Below are 22,228 nucleotides of genomic sequence, written 5' to 3' on the forward strand. Positions count from 1 at the left end.
TGCGGAAGCTTTCCCCTCGATGCCGGCGGGTCAGACAGATGGGATGGAGGAAGCGATGTCGCAGGTAAGTTATGAGCGGATCGACATGTCCAGGCCGGGCAATGTGCCGCCTCACGTTCCGGTCATGACATTCGATCCCTATTCGGACGAGGTGATGTCCAATCCCTATCCATACTATCAGGAACTGCGTGCGGCTGGTCCGCTCGTCTGGGTGCAGAAGTATGGCACCTATGCGGTCGGCACCTATGACAGCGTCGTTCGCGTGCTGACCGACCACGATTCTTTCTGTTCAAGCGCCGGCGTTGGTCTTACCAACTTCCATACCGAGACGCCGTGGCGCAAGCCGAGCATTATTCTTGAAGTCGATCCGCCGGATCATTCGCGCACCCGCAAGGTCTTCTCGCGCATCCTGTCGCCGCGGTCGCTGAATAGGCTTCGCGAGCGCTTCGAGCAGGAGGCGCAGGCCATGGTGTCGCGCCTGATCGCAAAAGGGGATTGCGACGGCGTCAAGGATCTCGCCGAAGCGTATCCGCTGAAGGTATTTGCCGACGCCGTCGGGCTGCCGCCCGACGGCCGCGAGCACCTGCTGCCCTATGGTGACATGGTCTTTAATGCGTTTGGCCCGCAGAACGACCGATTCAAGGAGTGTCTCGCAAGGCTTGGACCGTCGATCGACTGGATCAACGAGGTCTGCCAGCGCCAAAATCTCTGTACGGATAGTTTTGGCGCCGAGCTTTATGCCGCGGCTGATGCCGGCGAGATCACCGCTGAAGAAGCCGGGATGCTGGTGCGCACCATGCTGTCGGCAGGTCTTGACACAACGATCTTCACGATCGGCAACGCACTTGCCTGCTTTACCCGCAATCCCGAACAATGGGCTATCGTGCGCGACAATCCAGGGATCGCGCGACAGGCGATCGAAGAGGTGCTGCGTTATGACAGTACCTTTCATTCCTTCTATCGCACGACGACCCGGACGGTGACGCTGGAAGGCGTGCAGCTCGACAAGAATCAAAAGATCCTCGTCTTTGTCGCTTCCGCCAATCGCGACGCGCGCCACTGGATCGGCGCCGACACGTTCGACGTGCATCGCAAGCCGGCGGCGAACGTTGCGTTCGGCACCGGCATCCACGGATGCGCAGGACAGATGATCGCCCGGCTTGAGGCGGAGATCGTGCTCAAGGCGCTGGCGGCACAGGTCGAGCGGATCGAGGCCCTCGGCGAACCGGAATTGCACTACAACAACACCGTTCGCGGGTATTCCGCGCTGCCACTTCGTTTCCTCGCCAAACACAACAAGGATCATTGATGCCGACGATAGTCTATGTCGAGCCGGGCGGTCGGCAGACATCCATTCAGGTTGAGCCAGGCGCCAATGTCATGCGCACTGCTGTCGGTCACGGGATCGCCGGCATCGTTGCGGAATGCGGCGGCGCGGCGATGTGTGCGACGTGCCACGTCTATATCGAAGGTGACGGCGCAGATCTCATTCCCCCAGTGGGCGAGATCGAAGACGAGATGCTGGAGAGCGCCTTGGCGGAGCGGCTCGCAAGCAGCCGCCTGAGCTGTCAGCTCAGCGTCACGGCAGATATCGACACCCTTGTGGTTCGAATCCCCGATCGGCAGTCCTGATCGCACTCATCGACGACCGGATTTTCCCGGCGTTACGCCGCGGCTCGCGCCGCGTGCAAACACATCTGAGGAGATGTCCATGTCTGAGAACAAGAAAAATGCCCGCGTTGCCATTGTGACGGGCGGGGCCAGCGGAATCGGGCTCGTGCTCACTCGCGCAATGGCCGAAAACGGTTACTCGGTCGTGATCGCCGATATGCACAATTCAGATCAGGCCGCGGAAACACTGCGAGCCGAAGGACTGAACGTCGTCGGCGTCAAGTCCGACGTCACCAGCGTCGAAGACACGACGAACATGGTTGCGGTCGCCACCAGGACGTATGGCGGCCTGGATGTCCTGGTGAACAATGCGGGCATCTTCACATCATTGACGCTGAAGCCGTTCGACCAGATCTCTCCGGAGGAATGGATGAAGGTGATGGAGGTCAACACGCTGGGCCCTTTCCTGTGTGCGAAGGCGGCATTGCCGGCGCTGCGCGCGCGAGGCGCGGCGCGCATCGTCAATATTGCCTCGACCTCGCAGCTCAGGGGCGCGCCGTTCATGCTCCATTACACCTCAAGCAAGGGGGCCGTGGTTTCATTTACCCGTTCGCTGGCACGTGAACTGGGCAGCGACGGCATTACCGTCAACGCCATCGCGCCTGGCTTTACGCTGAGTGACGGGGTGCTTGCATCCGGCATGGAAGAGAAGATGGGCGAGGTGGTCAGGCGCTCGAGCCGCTCGATACAGCGCGATCAGGTGCCCGCCGATCTCGTCGGTGCGTTGCTGTTTCTCGCAGGAGATGGCTCGGCCTTTATCACCGGACAGACCCTGGCCGTCGATGGCGGCAGCGTTTTCCTGTAGGCGTTTCGCGATTGCGCTCGGTGATGCGCCAGACTCTTGCCGTGCGCGTGGAGGATCCCTGGGCGTCGCGGCTGCGCGGTCTCGCGAACTAGCCGACATCGAGCTGCTTGGGTAGGCGAACCCGAGCTGGCGCCTTGACGCCCGCCGCTTGATAGCGCTTGCCGAAGCATTGCTCTTCAAGCTGCGCGGCGCAGTCGCGGATGACGGCGAGGAACTGGGTCAGGAATAGCTTGCGATTGACCCGCGCCGAATAGGCGCTGACGCTTAGCGCGGCGACGACCTTGCCGTCGATGTCGCGCACCGGTACGGCAAGGGCGCGCATTCCAAGCTCAAGTTCTTCGTCGCTCATCGCGCAGCCCGATGTCCGGCTTGCCTTGATCTCCTGCATGATCAAGGCGGGCTTGACGATTGTCTTAGGCGTGCGCTGGGTCAGCGTCTTGCCGCAGATGATCGCGCGAATGGCGTCGTCGTCGAGCGAGCCGAGAAGGATGCGGCCGGTTGCGGAGCAATAGGCCGGAAGCCGCGCGCCGATGCGTACACCGGTCGAAATGATGTGCTCCGCTTCCGCGCGGGCCACGAACACAGCACTGTCACCGTTGAGGACAGCCAGCGAGAGTGACTCGTTCAACTTGTCCCTGCCGCGAGTGAGGACATCGGCGCTTGCCTCGACAAGTCTGTCGCGCACGCTCCCGGGCTGGCCGAGGTTACGCAATCTTGGCAGGGGTCGAAACTCACGTCCGACGCGTTCGACGTAACCAAGCTCGACCAATGTTAATAGGCATCGGCGCGCTGCGGCGCGCGTCGACTGAGCGGCGCGCGCCGCATCGGCCGCGCTCTGTACGCCGCGAGACGACAGCGCTTCGATGATCGCCAAACCCTTCGCCAGACCACCCATACCTTCAGTCGGGCGTTTCGATGCCGGCATTGCTCGTTGAACAGGGCGCTTGACAGGCATATTGAATACGGCTTTATTTTTAAAAAAAAGATCACATGTTCGATATACGAACAGTAGGTTATTTGTCAACCGGGGGAACGCAATTGAAGCTTAAAATTATTGTTGTCACGCGTCGGCACGCTCGGTCGACCGCGCGCCCGCGTTCTCTCCAAAATCGATCGTCGAATCCAGCGATTGTCCAGGGCGGCGCCAAATAGATGCAGCTAGCAGTCAACATTGTGGTGCTTGCGGCGATCTATGCGCTGATTGCGAGCGGCTATGTCCTGGTCTATCGGGCCAGTCGCGTTCTCAACCTTGCGCATGGCGAACTGATGATGCTCGGTAGCTATCTGCTGATTGCCGTCGCATCCGGCGTCTCCCCGTCGCCGTTCGTGGCGCTGCCCGCCGCTGCATTGCTTAGCGCGCTCGTTGGTTTTCTCGTCTACATCATGTTGATCCGGCGCATGACGGGGCAGGCTGTTCTGGCGGCGGTGCTGGCCACGATCGCGCTCGGCGTCATGGTGCGTGGTCTTGTGGTCCTGATCTGGTCGACGCAGCAGCAGTATCCGGCGAGGATGATCGGGCTGCCGAATCATTCGATCGAGCTTTTTGCAAGCGCTCGCATCTCGACGTTCTCCCTGGTGCTGGTCGTTGTCACCGCGCTAATCTACCTGGCGCTGTTTGCGGGGCTTTATCTCACGCAGTGGGGCATAAGGACGCGTGCGGTCGGCCAGAACCCGTTGCTTGCTGCGCAACGCGGAATAAATCTCAACGTCATCTACGCGTTGACATGGGGGGTCTCGACCTTCACGGGTGCGACGGCGGGTATTCTGATTTCATTGGACTCCGGTCTCGATGGCACGATGACCATGATCGGGCTGAAAGCGTTTCCGGCGGCACTGGTGGGTGGGCTCGACAGTCTGGTTGGCGCGTTGATCGGATCGCTTCTGATCGCGGCCATCGAGGTAGTGCTGATCCAGACTGCAGATCCCTTGCTGTCGGACGTGGTGCCGTTTCTCGTCCTGATCGCGGCTCTGGCGATCAGACCGTGGGGACTGCTGGGAACGCGGGAGGCGCTGGATCGTGTTTAATCCCTTCACGGCCGCAAAGCCGGAAGCCTTACGGCGAGTCCGCGGCGGCGTCGGCCTGGCGATCGCCATCGCCTTTCCCCTCTTTGCCACGCCATTTCAGATCGATCTTGCATGTCAGGTGTTTCTGGCCTGCATCGGCGCGCTGTCCTTGATGGTCCTGACGGGATTTGCCGGGCAGGTTTCGCTAGGCCATGCCGGACTGATCGCCGCCGGCGCGTTCACGACGGGAATCCTCACGAAAGAATTCAATGTCCCGGTTATCTTCACGATCCCGGCAGCGGCATTGATGGGCATGCTGCTCGGACTGGTGTTCGGCCTGCCAAGTCTTCGCCTGCGCGGTCTCTATCTCGCGGTGAGCACACTCGCGCTCTACTTCGTGGTGATATACCTCGGCGGCGAATACGAAACCACGCGTGGGTTTTCCACCGGCATCCTGATCGAGCCGCCATCGATGTTCGGCTATCGCCTCACCGATGCCCGGGGCTGGTATGTCGTGCTTCTGGTTGCGCTCGCTTTGGTGTTCTGGCTGGTCTTCAATCTTCTGCGTGGCCGCACCGGGCGAGCCTGGGGCGCGATGCACGTCAACGGTACGGTTGCCGCCGCGCTCGGTATCAACGTTCCGCGTGCCAAGTTGATGGCGTTCGTGATCTCATCGGCCGTCACTGCGGTCGGTGGCGCGCTGTTTGCCTCCTATCACGGCTTCGTGTCGGTGGATGCCTTTCCATTGATGCTCTCGGTGCAGTACGTCGCGATGATCATTGTCGGCGGAATGGGATCGGTGGCCGGGGCAATCCTCGGCGCGGTGTTCCTCACCGTGCTGCCTTACGCCATCGAGGCGATGGTGATGCTGCTTCCAGGAGCCAGCAATCATGCCAATCAGGTGTTCGCGCTGAACTACACGGCGTTCGGTGTTGTCATGATCATCTTTCTTGTCCTGGAGCCCGGAGGTCTCGTCGCAATCTGGCGGCGCGTCCGACGTCGCTTGCTGAATATCCGTGTCCGCCCGCGTCCTGTGGAGACAACGCCATGACCGCCGACGGCACGATCATTCTGTCGCTCGAGAATGTCGAGGTGATCTATCAGCGCGCGATCACCGCGCTTCCTGGCCTTTCGATTGATGTCAGGCAAGGCCGGATCACGGCGTTGCTCGGCGCCAATGGCGCTGGGAAAACCACGACGCTGCGCGCCGTCTCCGGCTTCATAGGGCTGGATCATGCGCGCGTGTCACGCGGCAAGATCCGCTACCGCGGGCAATCCATCGAGAACGCGAGTCCGGACCGGCTCGCCTGCCTCGGGATGCGACTTGTTCCCGAACGTGACAAGGTGTTTCCCAATCTCACGGTGCTGGAGAATCTGCAGGCGGTTGCGTCCCCGGACATTTCAAAGGCGGAGCGATCCGCGCTGGTCGAACTTGTGTTCGAGACCTTCCCGCGGTTGGTGACCCACACCGGAAAATCGGCCGGCCTGTTGTCAGGTGGTGAGCGGCAGATGCTGGCGATCGGCGCTGCGATCGTCTGCAGGCCGGACCTTCTGCTGATCGACGAGCTCTCGCTCGGGCTCGCACCGATCATCGTCGAAGAAATCGTCGCGCGACTGGTGGCCCTGCGTCGCGACATGAACTTGACGATCCTGCTGGTCGAGCAGAGTGCGAACGTTGCCCTCAAGATTGCGGACTATGCCTATGTTCTGGAAAACGGCCGCGTGACGATTTCCGGCGCTGCGGTCGACCTTCGCCAGGATCCGGCGGTGCAAAACGCGTATCTCGGTCATGGTGCATCCGGAGCCGAGCGCCGTAACTACCGGGATATTGCGATCGCTCGCGGCGCAACGAACGGCGGGAGCCTGTTCGGATGACGCCAGCCAGCACCGACATTCACCCCTCGCATGCCAACGGCGTCGGACCCGCTGCGATTGCGCTCGTCGTCGAGAACGTCATTCTCTCGTTCGGCGGCTTGACGGTTCTCAACGGAATATCCCTGAACGTTCGCATGGGAGAACTCCTCGCATTGATTGGGCCGAATGGCGCGGGCAAGACCAGCGTTCTGAATTGCATCAGCGGTCTTTACCGACCTTCCTCGGGACGGATACGTGTCGGCGACACCGATATCACCGGGTTCAAGCCGGATCACGTTGCGCGGCTCGGCGTTGCCCGGACCTTCCAGCACGGCGAACTATTCCCGCAAATGAGTGTCATCGACAACCTGCTCGCCGCACGGCACGCGCGTATTCGCACCGGCACCTTCTCGGAAGTGTTCCGTACGCAGGCCGCGCGACGCGAGGAGGAGCGTCATCGCGCTTGCGTCGATGGGGTCCTCAAGTTTGTTGAAATGGAGCGTTATCGCGATGCCCCCGCCGGGGACCTTTCGTTCGGCCAACAGAAGATAGTCGGCTTTGCACGAGCGCTGGCCGCCGAACCATCCGTGCTTCTCCTCGATGAGCCGTCAGCAGGCTTGTCGCGCGACGACCGTGAGGGCCTGGCCTATCTGATCCTCAAAAGCAAGTCGTCGCTGGGACTGCCGGTGATCTGGATCGAGCACGACATGGAGATGGTGTCCGATCTCGCGGATCGGATCCATGTGCTCGACTACGGCCGCTCGCTCGCCGACGGCGCGCCGCGTGACGTGCTCGAGAATCGGGAGGTCATCAAGGCTTATCTTGGCGAGGCATGAGAACCCGAGGCTCCGAAGATCACGCGCGCAGGCAGCACCCTGGCGGTGGCCGCTGTAGACCACGCCATATCGCCACCAAGCTGTGCCCGATCGGTGCAGTAACGATGGGATCGAGACTGATTCTTTTCGCCCCGGCAGTGCCGTCGACGATGGCGAACCGGCAAGGCACGCGCCTGACGATGAGCAGACGGCGAGACGGAACGCGACGAATTTAACACGCAAAACGACGATATTGTCGGGAGGACTACATGCGATTGTTTCAGGTTGGGATCATGTCGGCCGGGCTTGCTCTGATGAGCGTTGGCGCGCATGCGCAGGAAACCTACATGGTTGGAATGAGTGCGGCGCTCACCGGTCCCGGCGCGAGCACGGTGGCGGGCGCTGCGGAAGGGCTCAGACTGTATATCGACCGCGTCAACAAGTCCGGCGGTGTCAACGGCCGGCAGATCACGCTGGTGGTGCAGGATGACCAGGGCGAGCCATCGAAGGCGGCAGCCAATGCGAAGAAGCTGCTCACTCAGGACAAGGTTTCGCTGCTCATCAACACCAGCCTTTCGTCGACATTCGCGCCGATGATTGCTGAAGCGCAACGCGCTGGCATTCCGCTTTTGTTTGCGGGCTCCGTCTGTCCGTCGGAAGTGTATCCGCCGGCCAACGAATTCCTGTTCTGCACGACGTCGTTTTCGGCGGCGCACGACGCGCGCGCAACCATCGATTTCATCAAGGAGAAATCGGGCAGCAGCATCAATATCGGACTGGTGGCGATGGCCATTCCGGTGTCCCGGCTTGGCATCGACGCTGCCGAAAAATTCTCAGGTGAAGCTGATATGAAGGTGATCGGCAAGGAAAACATCCCGCCCGCTACCGCCGACTACACGCCGTTCGCCACCAAGATCATGCAGGGCGGTCCCGACTGGGTCTATTGCTGGGCGCCCTGGATCACGGAGATCAAGACATTTGGCGCCCTACGCAAGCTCGGCTGGAAGGGCGGATATGCTCTGAACGTGCTGCCGGAGACCGAAGCCGAGCTTGCCCAAATCAAGGACGGCGAACTGTACGCGATGGGCGCCAATGCGATGTTTTTCGAGGACCTCGCCGTTCAAAAGGAGATGTCCAAGGCGGCAAAGGATGCCAATTCGACGTACAAGCCGGAGCAGATGTCCGACGGCTGGATCGGAGGCATGACGATCGAGACCACGTTGGCGGCTGCGGGATGGCCGGCGACTTCCGCAAAACTGAAGGACGTCATGTCCACCTTGAAGGTTGACACGAAGGGTCTACGCGGCGGGCCGATCGCGTGGACCAAGGATAACCATTTCCGCACCACGCAGTACTACAGGGTTTATCGATGGGATCCCGCCAAGAACGCGATCCAGATTGCGTCCGATTGGAAAGCATACGATATCAAGTAGCCGACGAGATCGCAGGCCGAGGCTTGTCCTCGGCCTCCCCCTCAGTTCTTGGCCGTCGTTGATCCCAGACTCCGCAAGGTGAGGCTGATCCCGCCGGCCCCGACTACCGTCGGCAGGCGAGCCCCGAACGATCAAGCCAGGCGTGAAAAAGCCCGCTTCGCGGCCGCGCCTCCGGTCCGTTCATGGGACGATGAGCGGTGCCACAACCAGCGCCGGCGACGTTGCCGCGCGGCGACGACATCGACCGGCCGGCCAACCTCTTCGACCCGCTTCGCAGATTCTTGGCAGCGCGATGTCGGTGACAAGGCGGTCTATGCGACCGGGCTGGATGAGAATTCCAAGTCGATCGGGCGCCCCGCGTGAGCAGAGACAATTGATGTCACCGGACCAAACGTCAAGGCGCGACGAGCCTTCCGAAAGGCTTCCCGCGACGGCGGTCGAAACGCGAGATGGTGGGCTGTATGACAATCTCCGACAGCGTTCGGCGCAAAGGCCCAGCGCAAGCCTAGGTTAGGCTCGTCAATCTGTTGAGGAATGGCGCACTTTTCGAACGAAACTGCGAACTTCTTAGCATTGAAATTGCCATTCAAATCGGGGCAGTCGTGGATCGCGACGCCCAACGGCCGGCGCTCTAGGAGAGAGGCAGCCGCCGGCTAACAGATTTTAGTCTTACCTTTGAAACAGCGGGCGGCTCTTTTTGATGATCATCTCAATCGAACGGCCGATACAGGGAGCGCGCGATCAGCAGCTTCATGATTTCGTTGGTGCCGCCGTAGATCTTCTGAATGCGCGCGTCGACGAACATCCGCGATATCGGATATTCCTGCATGTAGCCGTAGCCGCCGTGAAGTTGCAGGCATTCGTCGGTGGTCTCCACCTGCTTTTGCGTGCACCACCACTTCGCCATCGACGCGGTCACGGCATCGAGATCACCGGCGATGAGCCGCTCGATGCACCAGTCGAGAAAAACCCGCGCTATCGTCGCTTCGGTCCTGCGCTCGGCAAGCTTGAACGCCGTGTTCTGAAAGTCGATGATCGGTTGGCCGAATGCCTTGCGCTCTTTGGTATATTCGGCGGTCAGCGGACTGCCCGCTCCATCGACGCGACGGCGCCGACGGCGATGATGATGAGCCGCTCCTGCGGCAATTGCTGCATCAGCTGCTTGAAGCCCTGACCCTCCTCCTCGCCGAGCAGGTTCTCGGGCGGCGCGACCGCATCCTCGAAGAACAATTCGGATGTGTCAGATGCGTGCACTCCGATCTTGTCGAGGTTGCGCCCGCGCTTGAAGCCGTCATTGCCGGCGGTTTCGAGCACGATCAACGAGATGCCCTTGGCGCACGACCCGCCCGTGCGTGCGCCCACAATGATCAGGTCGGCGGTCTGGCCGTTGGTGATGAAGGTCTTCTGACCGTTGATGACGTAGCTGTTGCCCTGACGTCGCGCGTTCGTCCGCACGCTTTGCAGATCGGAGCCGGTTCCGGGCTCGGTCATCGCGATGGCGCCGATCAGTTCGCCGCGCGCCATGCCGGGCAACCAGCGACGTTTTTGTTCCTCCGAACCATAGTTCAGGATGTAGTGCGCGACGATGCCGCTGCTGACCGTAACGCCGCTCAGCACTTCCGGGACAATGCTCTCGATGTCCTCAAACACCGCCGCGTCATAGGCGAATGTCGCACCGAGCCCGCCATAGGCTTCCGGGACGCTTGGCAGCAACGCGCCCATATCGCCGAGCGCTTTCCAGGCGGAGCGATCCACCATCTTTTGCTGCCGCCATTTTTCGGCGTGCGGGTCCAGATCCTTGGTGAGGAACTTGCGGAACTGGTCGCGAAAAACATCCAGCTCCTCGGTCATCCAGGAAGAACGGTAGGCCATCACGATATCACCTCAAGAGAGATGGAATGATTTCACGGTTGCGTCGGCTCCTGGTCAAGCCCGCCTGCGCGCCTCAAATCAGAATGCCGCCGCCGCAGACCACCACCTGGCCGCTGATGTAGTTCGATTCCGGACTGCAGAACAGGTAAACCGCGTCCGCAGCCTCTTCCGGCGTGCCGCCGCGCCCGAGCGGAATCATTCTGGCCATGGCGTCGAGCATTTGCGGCTGGACGCCGACCTTGATGTCGCGCCCGGCGACATCGATGGTTTTCTGCTGGGCCTCGATCGGCTGGGTCAGGCGGGTATTGATCAGGCCGAAGGCGACGCAATTGACGTTGACCTTGTAGCGTCCCCACTCCTTGCACATCGTACGCGTCAATCCGACCAGCGACGCCTTGGCCGAGGAGTAACTCGCCTGCCCCGCATTGCCGTAGAGTCCCGCGATCGACGAGATGTTGACGACCTTGCGAAACACTTCGCAGCCGGCCTCGGCTTCCTTTTTCGCCATGATCCGGATCGGCTCGGCCGCGCCATTCCCCGGACGGTCAGTTCAAACTCCCCCGGGTGTGGTCGGTCAAACTCCTCCACCCGTGAAGCAGGACAGGGATGGTTTAATCTGGCTTTGTTTCCCTGGCAAGAGTTTCGGCGGCCTGCTTGAGACGATAGCTGCGACCGTCGAACTCGAGCAGATGACAATGGTGCATCAGGCGATCGAGTATGGTCGTGCTCATGGTGTTGTCATTCAAGTAGGCCCCCAATCCTGCACGACACGATTAGAGGTGACGATGACGCTGCGGTGCAATTTGTAGCGCTGATGGATCAGGGTCTGCAGCAAGGCGGCGGCGTCGTCGGGGATGGTGCGGGAGAGGAATAGATCGTCCAATACGAGCAGATCGCAGTCGATGATGTTTCGCAGCCGGACCTCGCGCTGCGTGACGGGGCTCAGGGCGTAGCGGTGGAAGAAGTCGTCGGTCTCGAGATACTGGACCTTGTGGCTCTGCAGGATCGCCTGATAGGCAATCGCCTTGGCGATGTGCGATTTCCCGGTGCCAGGTTTGCCGATGAGCAATGCGTTCTCGCCGGCGGCGATGAACGCCAAGGTGTGGAGCTGGAAGCTGGCCTGGCGCGGCAGTTTGGGATTGAACGACCAGTCGAACTCGGCAAGCGCCAGCTTTTCTTCGAGCCCGGATTGCTGGTAGCGGCGCTCGATGAGGCGGGACTGACGACGATCCATTTCGTCCTGCAGGATCAGGGAGAAGGTCTCGAGAAAGGGCTGATTGGCGCCCTGCGCCTGCAGCACGCGGGTCTGCAGCGTGTCGCGGACGCCCGACAGGCGCAGTTGTCGCAAGCAGCGTTCGATTTCCGGCATGGTCATCGTCATGTGGTCGGGTCTCCAGTTGGGGGGTGGGAAGCGGTGGGAGCGCTCGTGGCGCCGGAGCTGGCCGGGGTTGCGCAGGCGCCACGAGCGCGGATTGCAGTGACGACGTCGTCGCTGGTCTCGATAGGCAGGCCATTGCCGGCGGCATGCCGCACAGCGCGGCTGAAGAGATCACCGTATTCCGCGGCGACGCGGATCAGCGGATGATCCTGCGTGAGCAGCAATGGCGGCTGCGGCGCCGCTTTAACCTGCTCGAGCGCCTGTTCGAACAGCTGCTCGACGGTCGCACGCACGTGCTTGTAACGGTAGATGCGGTTGCTGATGGCGTGCGCGCAGGCCTGTTCGACCAGCCGGGCCGGATACTTCCGGCTCAGCCCGACAATGCCCCACATCGCGCGTTGTCCGAGCCGCCCTTCGGTGTCGAACATCTGCTGGCACAGCGCCTTGGTCTGCGGGCCGATGCGGCCGGCGTTCGACAGCAGGAAGGCGGTTTGCCGCGACGGATTGAACGGCCGTTCGCTGGTCGGCAGGACGACAGAACCGGGGTACGCCATGCGGGAATGAACGCGCAGCAGCGCCTGGGTGCGACGGTCACGGATCTCGATCGTGGAGGTGTAGATCCGCACCACGACCTGGCTGCAAATGGGCGCGGGCCGCGCGGCGTAATAGCTACTATCGACGCGCACGGTGGTATCGTCGCAGACGGTCCGGACAACCTCGGTGAAGCTGCGGAAGGCAGAGACAGGCAACGGCCGCAGGTGCGGCTTCTCCTCCTGGAACATGGCCTCGACCTGCCGGCGCGTGCGGCCGTGGATGCGCTTGGAAGCCCAGTTCTCCTCCCAGTGCCGCAAAAACTCGTTCTGGGCCTCCAGCGTCTCGAAGCGCCGTCCGGCCAGCGCGGTGCCCTGGGTATGTTGAATCGCATTCTCGACGCATCCTTTCCGGTTGGGGTCAGCCACGCGGGCGGGATCGGCGACAACGGCGTAATGAGCGAGCATCGCGCCGTAAATCGGATTGAGTTCCGGCTCGTACAGGTCGGGCTTGAGGACCCCTTCCTTCAAATTGTCCAGCACGATGTAACTGGGGACCCCACCAAAATACCGGAACGCCTCTTCATGAAGCTGCGCCCAGACCTGCTGGCTGGATTTCCAGACCACCCGCCGAAAGCTGCGCCGCGAGTAACGCAGGGTCATCACAAACAGGCGTGGACGGCGGTACCGGCCGCTGTTCGGATCAACCGTCAGCGCGCCCTCGCCATAGTCGACCTGGGCCTCCTCGCCGGGGAGAAACTCAAGACGATCAAACTGATGGGGATCGGTGTGCCGCAACGTGCGGACAAACCGCTTGACGCTCTCGTAACTGGCCGCAAAGCCATACTGATCAACCAGGTCCTGATAAATCGCTTGCGCGTTCCGCTTCAGGCGAACCTGCTGTTCGATCCACGTCCGATGCGGTTCGCAGGCCGAGCGGACCACGCCGCTGGTGAGCGACGTCACCGGCGCCTCAAGGGCCGGTGGTCGGGGTGGGGGAATTTGGCTTTCCCTGCTCTGCGAGCCGGCGGTCACTTCCCCGGGGGACTTTGCCTCCGCGGCAGCCAGCAGCGCCCGATACCGGCGGATCGTTTTGCGGTCGACCCCCGTCAGCAACAGCTTGCCCCCGTCGGTGACGATTCGCTCGCCGAGCTGCAGTCCGCTGCTGACCACGAAAGAGTGACTCTCATAGGTCTCGATGGCGATGCTCTTCAGCGATACGACGCTGGTCTTTGCGTCGATGGTCCATACCGCCGGCCCATTCTGGTCCGCGGTGAGCGCATTCCATGGCAGGACGATTTTGCCGACCGGCTTCTCGCGACCTTCGATGGCGATAGGGCTGCCCAGCGTCATCGCGGCCGGCGCGTCCTGGATGGCCACCTTGACCCGGACGGTGGCGTTTTTCGAATCTACCGTGGGCGATATCTCGCGGACCCTCCCGAGTGCGGCGACACCCGGATCCGACAACAGCGTGAGCTGGAAAATCTCGCTGTCCGCCTGCCGCAGGAAGAACGATTCATGCACGTCGAAAACGCCGTCCCTGGTGCCGTCCTGGGCCAGCGTGTAGGCCGATTGAGCAGACTGGGCGACCTGGCCGACCTCGACATTTCGTGCCGTGATGATCCCGGCGGCGCTTGCGCGAAGGTCCGTGTAGCTCAGGAGGTCCGTCGATCTGCCGAGCTGGGCCTCGGCGGCCTCCAGCATTCCTTCCGCGGTCTTCAATGCTTCCTGGGCCTGATCGTAGGCGACCTTCGTCGTGAATCCGCTCACCATCAAGGCCTTCTGCCGTTCGAAGGTCGCGGTGGCGACGCGGAGCTGGGCCTGGGCGGCCGATAGTGCGGCCTTCGACCCCTCGACGTCGGCGCGCTGTTCGGTCGGATCAATCCTGGCCAACACGTCCCCGGCGTTTACATGCGCGCCGACGTCGACCAGACGTTCGGTGACGCGTCCGCTTACCCGGAAGGAAAGCTCGGTCCGCACGCGTGCCTGCACATCCCCCGTCAGGCGAATCACGGCCTGCCGCGGCTGCAGACGGACAATTTCTGTTCTCACGACGGTCGCCTGCCGGGTCACGACCGCGTTTTCACCGCAGCCGCTGAGAAGCAGCACCATCGGCAGCAGGATCGAGAATGGACGTAATTGTTGCATGTGGGCCGACGTTGCTGACCTTGCGGTGCGAGCGCAGGCTTTCGCTGCGGAAGGGAAATGAGGTGCGGGTGGTTTGGGGCGGGCTAACTGCACTGCCGTCCCTTCAGGATCGGACAAAATTCCGATCCGACTTCGTCTTTTTCGGTCATTGACAATTGCCAGCAATACACGGCCGTCCGACGACCTCGCGGCTCAGCTCAGGGCGTCTTTCGTCAGACCCCAGGCCTGATTGAGCTTGGCAGAGCGCGCCTCGTATTCGGCATTCGCCTTGACGATCCGCTGGTCTATCCTTGCTTTGATATCCGAGGCAGCGGCGGCGGCCTGCTCGCTCAACGCGTGGATCAAGGCGTGCGCTTCGGCCTTCAAAACTTCTGACTTGGTCTTTGCGCGCGCGACCGTTTCCTCGAGCGCAAGCGTCGCTGCGGCAAGATGCTGTTCAAGCTGCTTCTTGGCATCTCCCGTCGCCTCGGCGAATTCCGCCTTGAGCCGCTGGATATCATCGGCCTGCCCCGCGATCTCCTTCACAATACGATCATCATCGGAATCGCTGCGGTAGGTCCGCAGCACGCGACCGCCGAGCGCCAGCATCCGGGTATCGAGAGGGATCGCCCAATCTTCGGAAATCTCGGCCACGATAGCCGTCGTTCCGGGCTTGAGCGCGTCAGCGACCTTGCGAACGAAGTCCGCCGAAACGCCGGCATTCAAAAGGTCGCCGTAGCTACCAATCAGGGCGCCGCCTGCGAGGCCAAGCATCGCGCCGACAGGCCCACCGAGCAGGCCGATCAGCCCGCCCGTCAAAGCCCCGACCGCCGCTCCTCGTGGACCGCCCGTCGCCGCGTCTTTCAGCGAGACGGCGCCACCAGGATCCTTGGCGATCACGGCTTCGCTGAACAGGACGATACTGCCGTCACCGTGCAACTCGGCAAGGACACGGGTTCCTTCGTAGGCCTTGGCTTCGTTTTCGAAAACGATGACCGCGACCTTGTTCATCGGGGCGCCTTCTCTGAAGTTCAATGCGAGTTGCAGAATGTCGATCAAGGCGCGAAAAGGTCTTAAGCAATCCCATTTATTCAACATGTGTTGATTAAAACGATGGCAACATTATGTCAAGGCTGCGGCTCCGCCGCATGACTGAAGAGATTTGACGATGGCTGTAAAGGAAGCTCCAAAGCGTCGAGGGCGCCCACCAAAAGCGGAGCAGCCCAAATCTGTTGCGATCCTGCAAGCCGCCCTTGCCGCGTTCGCCAAACATGGCTTTGAAAGCACCAACCTTCGTCAGATCGCGACCGAGGCTGGAATTGACGTGGCGCTGATCTCCCATCAGTTCGGGTCGAAGTACGGCCTTTGGACGGCGGTGGTGGACGACATTGCGGAACGCACCCTCCCCGAATTTCGCTCGATTGCCAAAGGCGAAGCCGCCGCATCATCCTCCGGCGAAATCCTTCGCCTGGCCATGGCCCGGATGATCGACCATGTCTGCGATACGCCGCAGCTTGCGATGTTTTTTGTGAACGAAGTTGGCGAGCAGAATGAACGGTTCGATTATGTCTACGACCGGATAGTACGCCCCATTCATGAGATTCTTTTGCCGCCGATCCGCGCGGCGCGCGAGTCCGGCGACATCAAGGATATCGACCCGGACTTTTTCTTTGCGGCGTTCACGGGCGCCATTTCGATGACGGTTGTCATGCGCCCCTTCATCGCCCGGTTCTCCAGCAGCGCGAAGAAGGACGAGGCGTTTCGCCACGAATTGAAACGCGCATTGCTGGCGGTGGGGTTCGCCTAAACCGTGCCCGGCGCATGTCCGCGTCATTGGCATTTTGTCGATCGCACGCGTTCCTTGGTCGGACGGGTGGGTTGGCGATCACTGTTCAGATTGGGGTGTAAAAATTCTGCGCCTTGACTATCGCGCCGACGGAACCATGTTAATCAACACCTGCTGACTAGTATGGGCGAGCGGCGTCGCTCTGCCTCACGCCGGGCTGCCAACCGCGGAGGTTCCATGACCAAAAGAATCGCGCAATTTTCCTTATTGCTCTTGCTCGCAACGGTTCCTTTGCCAGCAATGGCCAACGCCATCAGCGACATCTCGGCGGCATCTGCTGCGAAGGAAGAAGAGCAATCTTTTTCGGCGCATCGCGCCGAACTCGCGGCATTCGATCGGGTAACCGTTTCGGCACAGGACGGCGTCTCCGCCGTTGAGCAGCATCTGGGCGGTGCAACGGTGGTGGATATTAGCTTTGACGGCAGCCGCGACGCGCCAGTCTATCATGTGAAAGCCTACCAGAGCGACAAACTATGGAGCGGCTCGGTCGATGCCGCGACACGGAACGTGGTGCTCGATGATTCAATGCCGATCGCCAAAATGGATCGCGATGACCGCAGGAACGTCGCCGATGTCGCGCGCGCCGGCTTCAATCTGTCCGAGGTAATAACGATTGCGGAGAAACACGGCGCCGGCAAAGCCGTCAGTGCCGGCCTGAGCCGCACCGATGGAAAGCTCGTCTTCGTTGTGGTTGTCGTCTCCGACGGCGCCTTGAAAGAGGTGTCGGTCAGCCCTGCAAGAGAGAACCGCAGTCGGCATTTCCCCGCCAGCAATCCGTAATAGCCAAGGCTTGCATCATCGCAAGATGCTGGACTTTCTGGCGCCCGCTTTACCAACCCAAGTTCAACAACCTGAAGGATATTCAATGAAAAATGCTCTGTTCATCGCGCTCGTTCTGATGACGCCGTCGCTCGCTATGGCCGCAGCCACCGAAGTAGACAAACAGTTTGCCTGCCAGGGAGACGCGACTCGTCTCTGTGCGGAGTTCATCCCGGATCGCGATAAAATTGCGGTCTGCATGGAGAAGAAAATGCCGCAGCTCAGTCCGGCGTGCCGTGCGATCTTCGATGCTGAAGCGGGCAACAAGAAAAAACCTGAGTAGGCCTTCGCCTTCGAACGCCTAATTAGCTGTATACTTGGTTCACGTCATAACCCGAAAAGTCGCGGGCGATATGACGCGAAAGTTGTCGGTGACCGAATCGCGGAATCGAGGCCAATTTCGCGGGACTTTCGCACGCAGGAACTCAAGCGTCACATCGGCGAATTGGGCGCAAGTCGCGTATGACTTATTGTGCGTGACGTGCTTGTGCATCACGCCCCATAGCCGCTCGATCGGGTTCAGATGCGGGCAATAGGGCGGGATAAAGTGCAACTTTATTCTCCGCCCCGGCTGAGCGAGCCACTCCTGCACGATCCTGGCATGATGATAGCGCGCGTTGTCCAGAAAGACGTGGATGAGGACCAGCATCGGATAGAACGCCTCGATTGATTCCAGAAGCCTGATCGTCGAGGCGGCATCGACGGTTTCGACCTCGATCATGCGAGTCTGGCCGGTCTCGAGATCCACCGCGCCATGGATGTTGATGCCCTGACGACCGCTGGTCTGCTCGATCGAGAGTCTCCTGGCTCGGCGCCCAGCAACCGGCGGGCCGCGCCGCATGGGTCGGATGAACCGCGTCGGCGAACAGCACGGCCTCGTCGGGCAGCGAATTCAGCAGCTTTTCATAGGTCGCGATGAAAGCGTTCTGCTTGTCCTCGTCGAGCTTGCGCGGAATGACCTTCGGCTTGTGATAGGCAAGCCCCAGACGGTGCAACCACGCGATCAGTCCCGAACGGCCCGCGTAGACGTGTCCGAATTCCTTCTCGATCCAGCCACCGATCTGGCGCGTCGAGCGTGGTAGCGCCGCTGCCACCCAGGCCTTCAGTTTTTCCTGTTGCTCGTTGTTCATCAGGCAGGCGCTGCCACCGGCCTCGAAGCGCGTCAGCCCTTCGAGGCCATCTTCGATGAACAAGCCATGCCACCGGCGGATCGTGTCGTCGTCCAGCAGCAACGCTCCGGCGACCTTTTCGCAACTCCAGCCGGAATCCAGAAGCACCAATGCGTTGGCGCGCCGCGCCAATCGATGCGCCGCAGATCCATCCCGCGCCAGCTCGATCAGGTCGGCACGGTCGACTTCAGACAAAAAGCCGGTGCAAATCATGCCCTAACTCGAATCCCAATATCGTCTCTTGGCAAGCGGTTTTTCGGATTATCGATGAATCCGAGTATAAAAGCCGGAGGTATGGGCACGTCGCTTTTTCGACAACTGGAAAGCTCAACTACGCTGGCAACGCCTCAAGCCATAGGAAAAATTCGCCGCAATGATCAAGCGTGACTGGCACGGCATCGCCGCCTACTGCAAACCGGAAAACAAAATCGCCCTCGGCTTCGTCGAAGGCTTCGACAACAAGATCCGCGTCCTTCAGCGCCGCGCCTACGGCCTGCGCGACGAAGAAAATCTCAAACTGAAAATCCTGACCGCGAGCTTGCCACAACTGTAAAAAAGTGCCCAAATCTACCAACTAAAATGCACGAAGAGCCACAATAGAAAACAACCAGCACCAACCTGGCCGGCAACGGTCGGTAAATCGACTTTGCCGGCCAGAGGCAATTTCATTTTTGTGTTTCAGACTTGGCGTAATCCGCTGATTGCTCTTTTACGACACTCCAGACGTCGTCCTGAAAGCCGGCAATCCAATCGGTTTGCGGGACCCATTTACTTCCGTCCCACATTTCGATGCGTGTCTTACCGCCTCCGCCGTGGTCTTGCGTCGTGACTGTAATGGGTGCGATCATGCCATTCGCATCGTAATTCTTCAGACTCTCAAGGCCACTCTTGATCTTCCCCGGCGTCAACGGCCAGCCGCCCTCTTTGATCGCAAGGCGGACGCCCTCGAATGCGATGGAGTAGATCGCCAAACCGGTATTGTAGTAAACGTCCTCGGTAAATTTGCGGTCGCCATTTCCTTTGTTTTTGTCGTAAAGTTCTTTGAGTATTTCCTGGACCAGAGGTTGGTTTGACCCGCCGGCGACGTTGGTGCCGCGTTTTAATCCCTTGGCGGCATCGGGCCCGATATTTTTGATATCGACTTCGTTGAGCCAATTAACGGCGATGTATTTTTCGATCGGGATACCATTGCGCTTCATTTCGCGCGACGCGATCACATGCATATTGGACAGGCTCCAGCTCACAATCCAATCCGGGTTTAGACGACGGATCTGCGTCCAAGCTGACGCCTGATCGTTACCCGGCAGGGGATACGGCACGAGCTGCAACTCGAAACCCTCCTTCTGCGCCAGTGTCTTCAGAATACCAATCGGCTCTTGCCCGAAAGGATAATCAACATAAACGAACGCGACCTTTACGCCCTTGAGATTTCCGCCGGACTTCTGTTTGATATATTCGATATCATTGGCGGCCTGGCCCCAATAGGTCGGTCCGATCGGGAACACCCATTTGAAAACGTTGCCATCGACCGCATCGCCACGACCGACCAGCGACTGGATCAGGATGTTGCCATCCTTCATGATGCGCGGAAGGACAGCGCGCGATACCGGCGTCGACAACGTGTCGAACACCATCACGCCTTCGCGCTTCAGGCGTTCATAGCATTCGATGCCGCGCTGCGGCTCGTTGCCGTGGTCCTGCACGACTATTTCGATTGGATGGCCTTCAAGGCCGCCTTTTGAGTTGAGAAGATCGGCATAGTCGCGCGCAGCTTGGGCGATCTGCGGTGTGACGAACGTGTAGGCCTTGCTGAGGTCATAGCATAACGCGAAGCGCACCGGATCGGCCGCGGCTGCCGGCATGGCGTTGAACAGCGTGAACGCCAGTCCGGCCAGTATGGATAGTAACTTCATTTTTGTATCCTCCCTTGTTGGACTGAGTGAATTGCAAAACATTTATTAAAATCAGCAAATCAGCTTTTATTGAATGACAGGTGCTTGGCGACCGTCAGGTCAGCCATCGTTTTCGTCGTCGGTAATGCTTGATGTCGCGAAAATTCTTGTTTTCCGCGCCTCCTAGGTAGAATTCCTGAATGTCGGGATTCTTCTTCAACGCTGCTGCGCTGTCGTGCATCACGATGCGGCCGCTTTCGATCAGATAGCCGTGGGAGACGATTTCGAGCGCGGCAATCGCATTCTGCTCGACCAGCAATATCGAGAGTCCTTCATCGCGGTTGATACGGCCGAGAATCTGAAAGATTTCAGCGACGAGAAAAGGAGCCAGTCCCAGGCTGGGTTCATCGAGCATCAGTAGTTTTGGCTGGGTCATTAAAGCACGGCCGATTGCGAGCATTTGCTGTTCTCCCCCGGAGAGATAACCCGAGGCGACGGTCCGGCGCTCGTGCAGACGTGGGAAATAACTGTAAACCCGTTCCTTGTTGCGGTTCATGTCCTGGCGGCTATGCAACGCCGAAGCCGCGATCAGGTTTTCGTCGGGCGTGAGATGTTCGAACACCCGGCGTCCTTCGAGCACGTGGGCGATTCCCAGCTTGACGCGGTCCTGCGGCATCAGGCCGCCAATGCTTTGGCCACGGAACTGCAGTTCGCCCCGCCGCACCTCGCCCCGCTCGGCCATGAGCAAGCCGCTGATGGATTTCAGCGTCGTACTCTTTCCTGCGCCATTGGCGCCGAGCAGGGCCACCATTCCGCCCTCGGGCACATCGATCGAGACACCCTTGATCGCAAGTGAGACGTAGTCGTAGACGACCTCAATATTGTTGAGGGACAGTATCTTAGCGGCAATCGGTGCGTTCATGTCGAGCTTCCCGCTATTTCTTCGTGTAGCCGAAAGGCCATACCAGGAGATATTCCCGAATGTTGTTGTACATCTTCCCAAGCCCCAGCGGTTCGATCAGGAGAAACCCGATAATGAGCGCGCCATAGAGAGCTTGGGGCAGATGAGCCAGAGTTTCGATACCTAACGAGACCCCGAACTTGGTCGCCGCCCAGGAGATGAAACTGTTCATCACGCTCGGCATCAGCAGAATGAACGCAGCGCCAAAATAGCTGCCGATGATGCTGCCAAGCCCGCCCACTATGACCATCGCCAACGCCTGAATTGAGACGTCGACGGAAAACTGCTCGGGAGTTACGGCATGGTAAAATGTACCGATCAGAATGGCGCCGGTGACACCCCCGATGAACGAGGATGTCGCGAAGGCCACTAATTTAAAGTAGAAGCTGTTCACTCCGATGACCGCGGCTGCGTAATCTTTCTCCCGAACAGCGACCAGAGCACGGCCGAGCGCGGTGCGCCGCAGGTTGAGCATGAATGACGTGACAAGAACACACCAGACCAAAGCGACGTAATACAGTCCCGCGTCCGAGGTAACAGGCCAGCCCAGCAGCCGAATGTCGGGGGCTTGCAAGGTCGCTTGCGTACCACCGCTGATCGCGGGCACGTGCGAAATCGTCCAGTCCATCACGAACTGCAGGGCGAGTGTGCTGAGCGCCAGATATAGGCCCTTCACGCGCAAAGCAGCGAAAGCGAAAACACTTCCGATAACCGCAGCCGTTACTCCCGCGAGGATGATGGCAATCTCCCACGGTATGCCTGCTTTGGTGGCATGAACCGCGGCGTAGGCACCGATTCCCATCACCGCTGCGTAGCCGAGATGAAATTGTCCCGCCCATCCAAGGATCAAATTGAGACCGAGCGCGCCCGCAGTCCAGACAAGCCAAGGCAGCAAATAACTGCTGAGATAAAGCGTGTTCATGTAGAGCGGCGCGGCCAGCACCAGCAACAGCAGAATACCAATCATCCATCGATCGGCAGGGATCGGAAATAATGCCCGGTCGGCTCCATAATTCGTATGAAAAATCCCGGCTTGACGGAATAGCATGATC

At 60.2% G+C, this 22,228-nt stretch carries 18 protein-coding genes and 6 pseudogenes; 12 read left to right on the top strand and 12 right to left on the bottom strand.

Annotated elements, in window-relative coordinates; genetic code table 11:
- Positions 1-55 precede the first annotated feature (55 nt).
- From AC1RLZ_RS27980 to AC1RLZ_RS27990, 3 genes are all read left to right on the top strand, one after another.
- Entirely contained in the window at positions 56-1,309 is a 1,254-nt protein-coding gene (locus AC1RLZ_RS27980; RefSeq protein ID WP_493191303.1) for a cytochrome P450, read from the top strand.
- A complete protein-coding gene (locus AC1RLZ_RS27985) occupies positions 1,309-1,632 on the top strand; it encodes a 2Fe-2S iron-sulfur cluster-binding protein (RefSeq protein WP_493191304.1) in 324 nt (107 codons plus the stop codon). The genes AC1RLZ_RS27980 and AC1RLZ_RS27985 overlap by 1 nt, the downstream gene beginning before the upstream one ends.
- Positions 1,633-1,711: 79 nt before the next feature.
- Positions 1,712-2,476, top strand: coding sequence for an SDR family NAD(P)-dependent oxidoreductase (locus AC1RLZ_RS27990; protein WP_493191305.1), 765 nt, complete (start codon positions 1,712-1,714; stop codon positions 2,474-2,476).
- Positions 2,477-2,564: 88 nt separating this feature from the next.
- On the opposite strand, the gene AC1RLZ_RS27995 is transcribed toward AC1RLZ_RS27990, so the two are convergent.
- A complete protein-coding gene (locus AC1RLZ_RS27995) occupies positions 2,565-3,401 on the bottom strand; it encodes an IclR family transcriptional regulator domain-containing protein (RefSeq protein ID WP_493191306.1) in 837 nt (278 codons plus the stop codon).
- A gap of 227 nt (positions 3,402-3,628) precedes the next feature.
- Between AC1RLZ_RS27995 and AC1RLZ_RS28000 the strand changes: the two genes are divergently transcribed.
- From AC1RLZ_RS28000 to AC1RLZ_RS28020, 5 genes are all read left to right on the top strand, one after another.
- The gene (locus AC1RLZ_RS28000; RefSeq protein WP_493191307.1) at positions 3,629-4,501 is read left to right on the top strand and encodes a branched-chain amino acid ABC transporter permease; all 873 of its coding nucleotides are present in this window, start codon (positions 3,629-3,631) and stop codon (positions 4,499-4,501) included.
- Entirely contained in the window at positions 4,494-5,531 is a 1,038-nt protein-coding gene (locus AC1RLZ_RS28005; RefSeq protein ID WP_493191308.1) for a branched-chain amino acid ABC transporter permease, read from the top strand. Before AC1RLZ_RS28000 ends, AC1RLZ_RS28005 begins: the two co-directional genes overlap by 8 nt.
- Complete coding sequence (locus AC1RLZ_RS28010; RefSeq protein ID WP_493191309.1) at positions 5,528-6,355, top strand: ABC transporter ATP-binding protein; 828 nt, start codon at positions 5,528-5,530, stop codon at positions 6,353-6,355. Before AC1RLZ_RS28005 ends, AC1RLZ_RS28010 begins: the two co-directional genes overlap by 4 nt.
- On the top strand, positions 6,352-7,170 hold the full coding sequence (locus tag AC1RLZ_RS28015; protein WP_493191310.1) for an ABC transporter ATP-binding protein: 819 nt from the start codon (positions 6,352-6,354) through the stop codon (positions 7,168-7,170). The genes AC1RLZ_RS28010 and AC1RLZ_RS28015 overlap by 4 nt, the downstream gene beginning before the upstream one ends.
- A 248-nt stretch (positions 7,171-7,418) precedes the next feature.
- A complete protein-coding gene (locus AC1RLZ_RS28020; protein ID WP_493191311.1) occupies positions 7,419-8,582 on the top strand; it encodes an ABC transporter substrate-binding protein in 1,164 nt (387 codons plus the stop codon).
- Positions 8,583-9,291: 709 nt separating this feature from the next.
- Here the strand turns inward: AC1RLZ_RS28020 and AC1RLZ_RS28025 are convergent.
- The 6 genes and pseudogenes from AC1RLZ_RS28025 to AC1RLZ_RS28050 form a co-directional block, all read right to left on the bottom strand.
- Positions 9,292-10,454: pseudogene (locus AC1RLZ_RS28025) on the bottom strand (acyl-CoA dehydrogenase family protein).
- 73 nt (positions 10,455-10,527) lie between these two features.
- Positions 10,528-10,983 (bottom strand): annotated as a pseudogene (locus tag AC1RLZ_RS28030) (SDR family NAD(P)-dependent oxidoreductase); the annotation flags it as partial.
- 82 nt (positions 10,984-11,065) lie between these two features.
- Positions 11,066-11,829, bottom strand: a pseudogene (gene istB, locus AC1RLZ_RS28035) (IS21-like element helper ATPase IstB).
- Positions 11,830-11,831: 2 nt separating this feature from the next.
- Positions 11,832-13,475 (bottom strand): annotated as a pseudogene (gene istA, locus AC1RLZ_RS28040) (IS21 family transposase); the annotation flags it as partial.
- Positions 13,476-13,487: 12 nt separating this feature from the next.
- Positions 13,488-14,510: pseudogene (locus tag AC1RLZ_RS28045) on the bottom strand (efflux RND transporter periplasmic adaptor subunit); the annotation flags it as partial.
- A gap of 192 nt (positions 14,511-14,702) precedes the next feature.
- A complete protein-coding gene (locus AC1RLZ_RS28050; protein WP_493191312.1) occupies positions 14,703-15,500 on the bottom strand; it encodes a DUF1269 domain-containing protein in 798 nt (265 codons plus the stop codon).
- A 157-nt stretch (positions 15,501-15,657) separates the two neighbouring features.
- Here AC1RLZ_RS28050 and AC1RLZ_RS28055 point away from each other — a divergent pair, with 157 nt between their 5' ends.
- The 3 genes from AC1RLZ_RS28055 to AC1RLZ_RS28065 all read left to right on the top strand — a co-directional run bounded on the left by AC1RLZ_RS28055 (position 15,658) and on the right by AC1RLZ_RS28065 (position 17,437).
- The gene (locus AC1RLZ_RS28055; RefSeq protein ID WP_493191313.1) at positions 15,658-16,296 is read left to right on the top strand and encodes a TetR/AcrR family transcriptional regulator; all 639 of its coding nucleotides are present in this window, start codon (positions 15,658-15,660) and stop codon (positions 16,294-16,296) included.
- Positions 16,297-16,512: 216 nt separating this feature from the next.
- A complete protein-coding gene (locus AC1RLZ_RS28060; protein WP_493191314.1) occupies positions 16,513-17,115 on the top strand; it encodes a PepSY domain-containing protein in 603 nt (200 codons plus the stop codon).
- Between the two features lie 85 nt (positions 17,116-17,200).
- A complete protein-coding gene (locus AC1RLZ_RS28065; protein ID WP_493191315.1) occupies positions 17,201-17,437 on the top strand; it encodes a hypothetical protein in 237 nt (78 codons plus the stop codon).
- A gap of 39 nt (positions 17,438-17,476) precedes the next feature.
- Here the strand turns inward: AC1RLZ_RS28065 and AC1RLZ_RS28070 are convergent, their stop codons facing one another.
- Entirely contained in the window at positions 17,477-17,995 is a 519-nt protein-coding gene (locus AC1RLZ_RS28070) for an IS630 family transposase (RefSeq protein WP_493191334.1), read from the bottom strand.
- A 76-nt stretch (positions 17,996-18,071) separates the two neighbouring features.
- Positions 18,072-18,536: pseudogene (locus tag AC1RLZ_RS28075) on the bottom strand (helix-turn-helix domain-containing protein); the annotation flags it as partial.
- 160 nt (positions 18,537-18,696) lie between these two features.
- Between AC1RLZ_RS28075 and AC1RLZ_RS28080 the strand changes: the two are divergent.
- The gene (locus AC1RLZ_RS28080; RefSeq protein ID WP_493191316.1) at positions 18,697-18,876 is read left to right on the top strand and encodes a transposase; all 180 of its coding nucleotides are present in this window, start codon (positions 18,697-18,699) and stop codon (positions 18,874-18,876) included.
- Positions 18,877-18,988: 112 nt separating this feature from the next.
- Here the strand turns inward: AC1RLZ_RS28080 and AC1RLZ_RS28085 are convergent, their stop codons facing one another.
- From AC1RLZ_RS28085 to AC1RLZ_RS28095, 3 genes are all read right to left on the bottom strand, one after another.
- Positions 18,989-20,236: an ABC transporter substrate-binding protein gene (locus AC1RLZ_RS28085; RefSeq protein WP_493191317.1), complete on the bottom strand. Its 1,248-nt coding sequence runs from the start codon at positions 20,234-20,236 to the stop codon at positions 18,989-18,991.
- 94 nt (positions 20,237-20,330) lie between these two features.
- Positions 20,331-21,137 carry an ABC transporter ATP-binding protein gene (locus AC1RLZ_RS28090; protein ID WP_493191318.1) on the bottom strand — a complete coding sequence of 269 codons (807 nt, stop codon included), beginning with the start codon at positions 21,135-21,137 and terminating at the stop codon, positions 20,331-20,333.
- Between the two features lie 13 nt (positions 21,138-21,150).
- Positions 21,151-22,224 carry a branched-chain amino acid ABC transporter permease gene (locus AC1RLZ_RS28095; RefSeq protein WP_493191319.1) on the bottom strand — a complete coding sequence of 358 codons (1,074 nt, stop codon included), beginning with the start codon at positions 22,222-22,224 and terminating at the stop codon, positions 21,151-21,153.
- Positions 22,225-22,228 lie beyond the last annotated feature (4 nt).

Source organism: Tardiphaga sp. GW822-FHT04G09, assembly GCF_058800725.1.

Excerpts from the sequence above, each read along its gene's own strand:
- AC1RLZ_RS27980 (WP_493191303.1), top strand. The coding sequence starts at position 56 with ATGTCGCAGGTAAGTTATGAGCGGATCGACATGTCCAGGCCGGGCAAT.
- AC1RLZ_RS27985 (WP_493191304.1), top strand. The coding sequence starts at position 1,309 with ATGCCGACGATAGTCTATGTCGAGCCGGGCGGTCGGCAGACATCCATT.
- AC1RLZ_RS27990 (WP_493191305.1), top strand. The coding sequence starts at position 1,712 with ATGTCTGAGAACAAGAAAAATGCCCGCGTTGCCATTGTGACGGGCGGG.
- AC1RLZ_RS27995 (WP_493191306.1), bottom strand. The coding sequence starts at position 3,401 with ATGCCGGCATCGAAACGCCCGACTGAAGGTATGGGTGGTCTGGCGAAG.
- AC1RLZ_RS28000 (WP_493191307.1), top strand. The coding sequence starts at position 3,629 with ATGCAGCTAGCAGTCAACATTGTGGTGCTTGCGGCGATCTATGCGCTG.
- AC1RLZ_RS28010 (WP_493191309.1), top strand. The coding sequence starts at position 5,528 with ATGACCGCCGACGGCACGATCATTCTGTCGCTCGAGAATGTCGAGGTG.
- AC1RLZ_RS28015 (WP_493191310.1), top strand. The coding sequence starts at position 6,352 with ATGACGCCAGCCAGCACCGACATTCACCCCTCGCATGCCAACGGCGTC.
- AC1RLZ_RS28020 (WP_493191311.1), top strand. The coding sequence starts at position 7,419 with ATGCGATTGTTTCAGGTTGGGATCATGTCGGCCGGGCTTGCTCTGATG.
- AC1RLZ_RS28050 (WP_493191312.1), bottom strand. The coding sequence starts at position 15,500 with ATGAACAAGGTCGCGGTCATCGTTTTCGAAAACGAAGCCAAGGCCTAC.
- AC1RLZ_RS28055 (WP_493191313.1), top strand. The coding sequence starts at position 15,658 with ATGGCTGTAAAGGAAGCTCCAAAGCGTCGAGGGCGCCCACCAAAAGCG.
- AC1RLZ_RS28060 (WP_493191314.1), top strand. The coding sequence starts at position 16,513 with ATGACCAAAAGAATCGCGCAATTTTCCTTATTGCTCTTGCTCGCAACG.
- AC1RLZ_RS28065 (WP_493191315.1), top strand. The coding sequence starts at position 17,201 with ATGAAAAATGCTCTGTTCATCGCGCTCGTTCTGATGACGCCGTCGCTC.
- AC1RLZ_RS28070 (WP_493191334.1), bottom strand. The coding sequence starts at position 17,995 with ATGCGGCGCGGCCCGCCGGTTGCTGGGCGCCGAGCCAGGAGACTCTCG.
- AC1RLZ_RS28080 (WP_493191316.1), top strand. The coding sequence starts at position 18,697 with ATGATCAAGCGTGACTGGCACGGCATCGCCGCCTACTGCAAACCGGAA.
- AC1RLZ_RS28085 (WP_493191317.1), bottom strand. The coding sequence starts at position 20,236 with ATGAAGTTACTATCCATACTGGCCGGACTGGCGTTCACGCTGTTCAAC.
- AC1RLZ_RS28090 (WP_493191318.1), bottom strand. The coding sequence starts at position 21,137 with ATGAACGCACCGATTGCCGCTAAGATACTGTCCCTCAACAATATTGAG.
- AC1RLZ_RS28095 (WP_493191319.1), bottom strand. The coding sequence starts at position 22,224 with ATGCTATTCCGTCAAGCCGGGATTTTTCATACGAATTATGGAGCCGAC.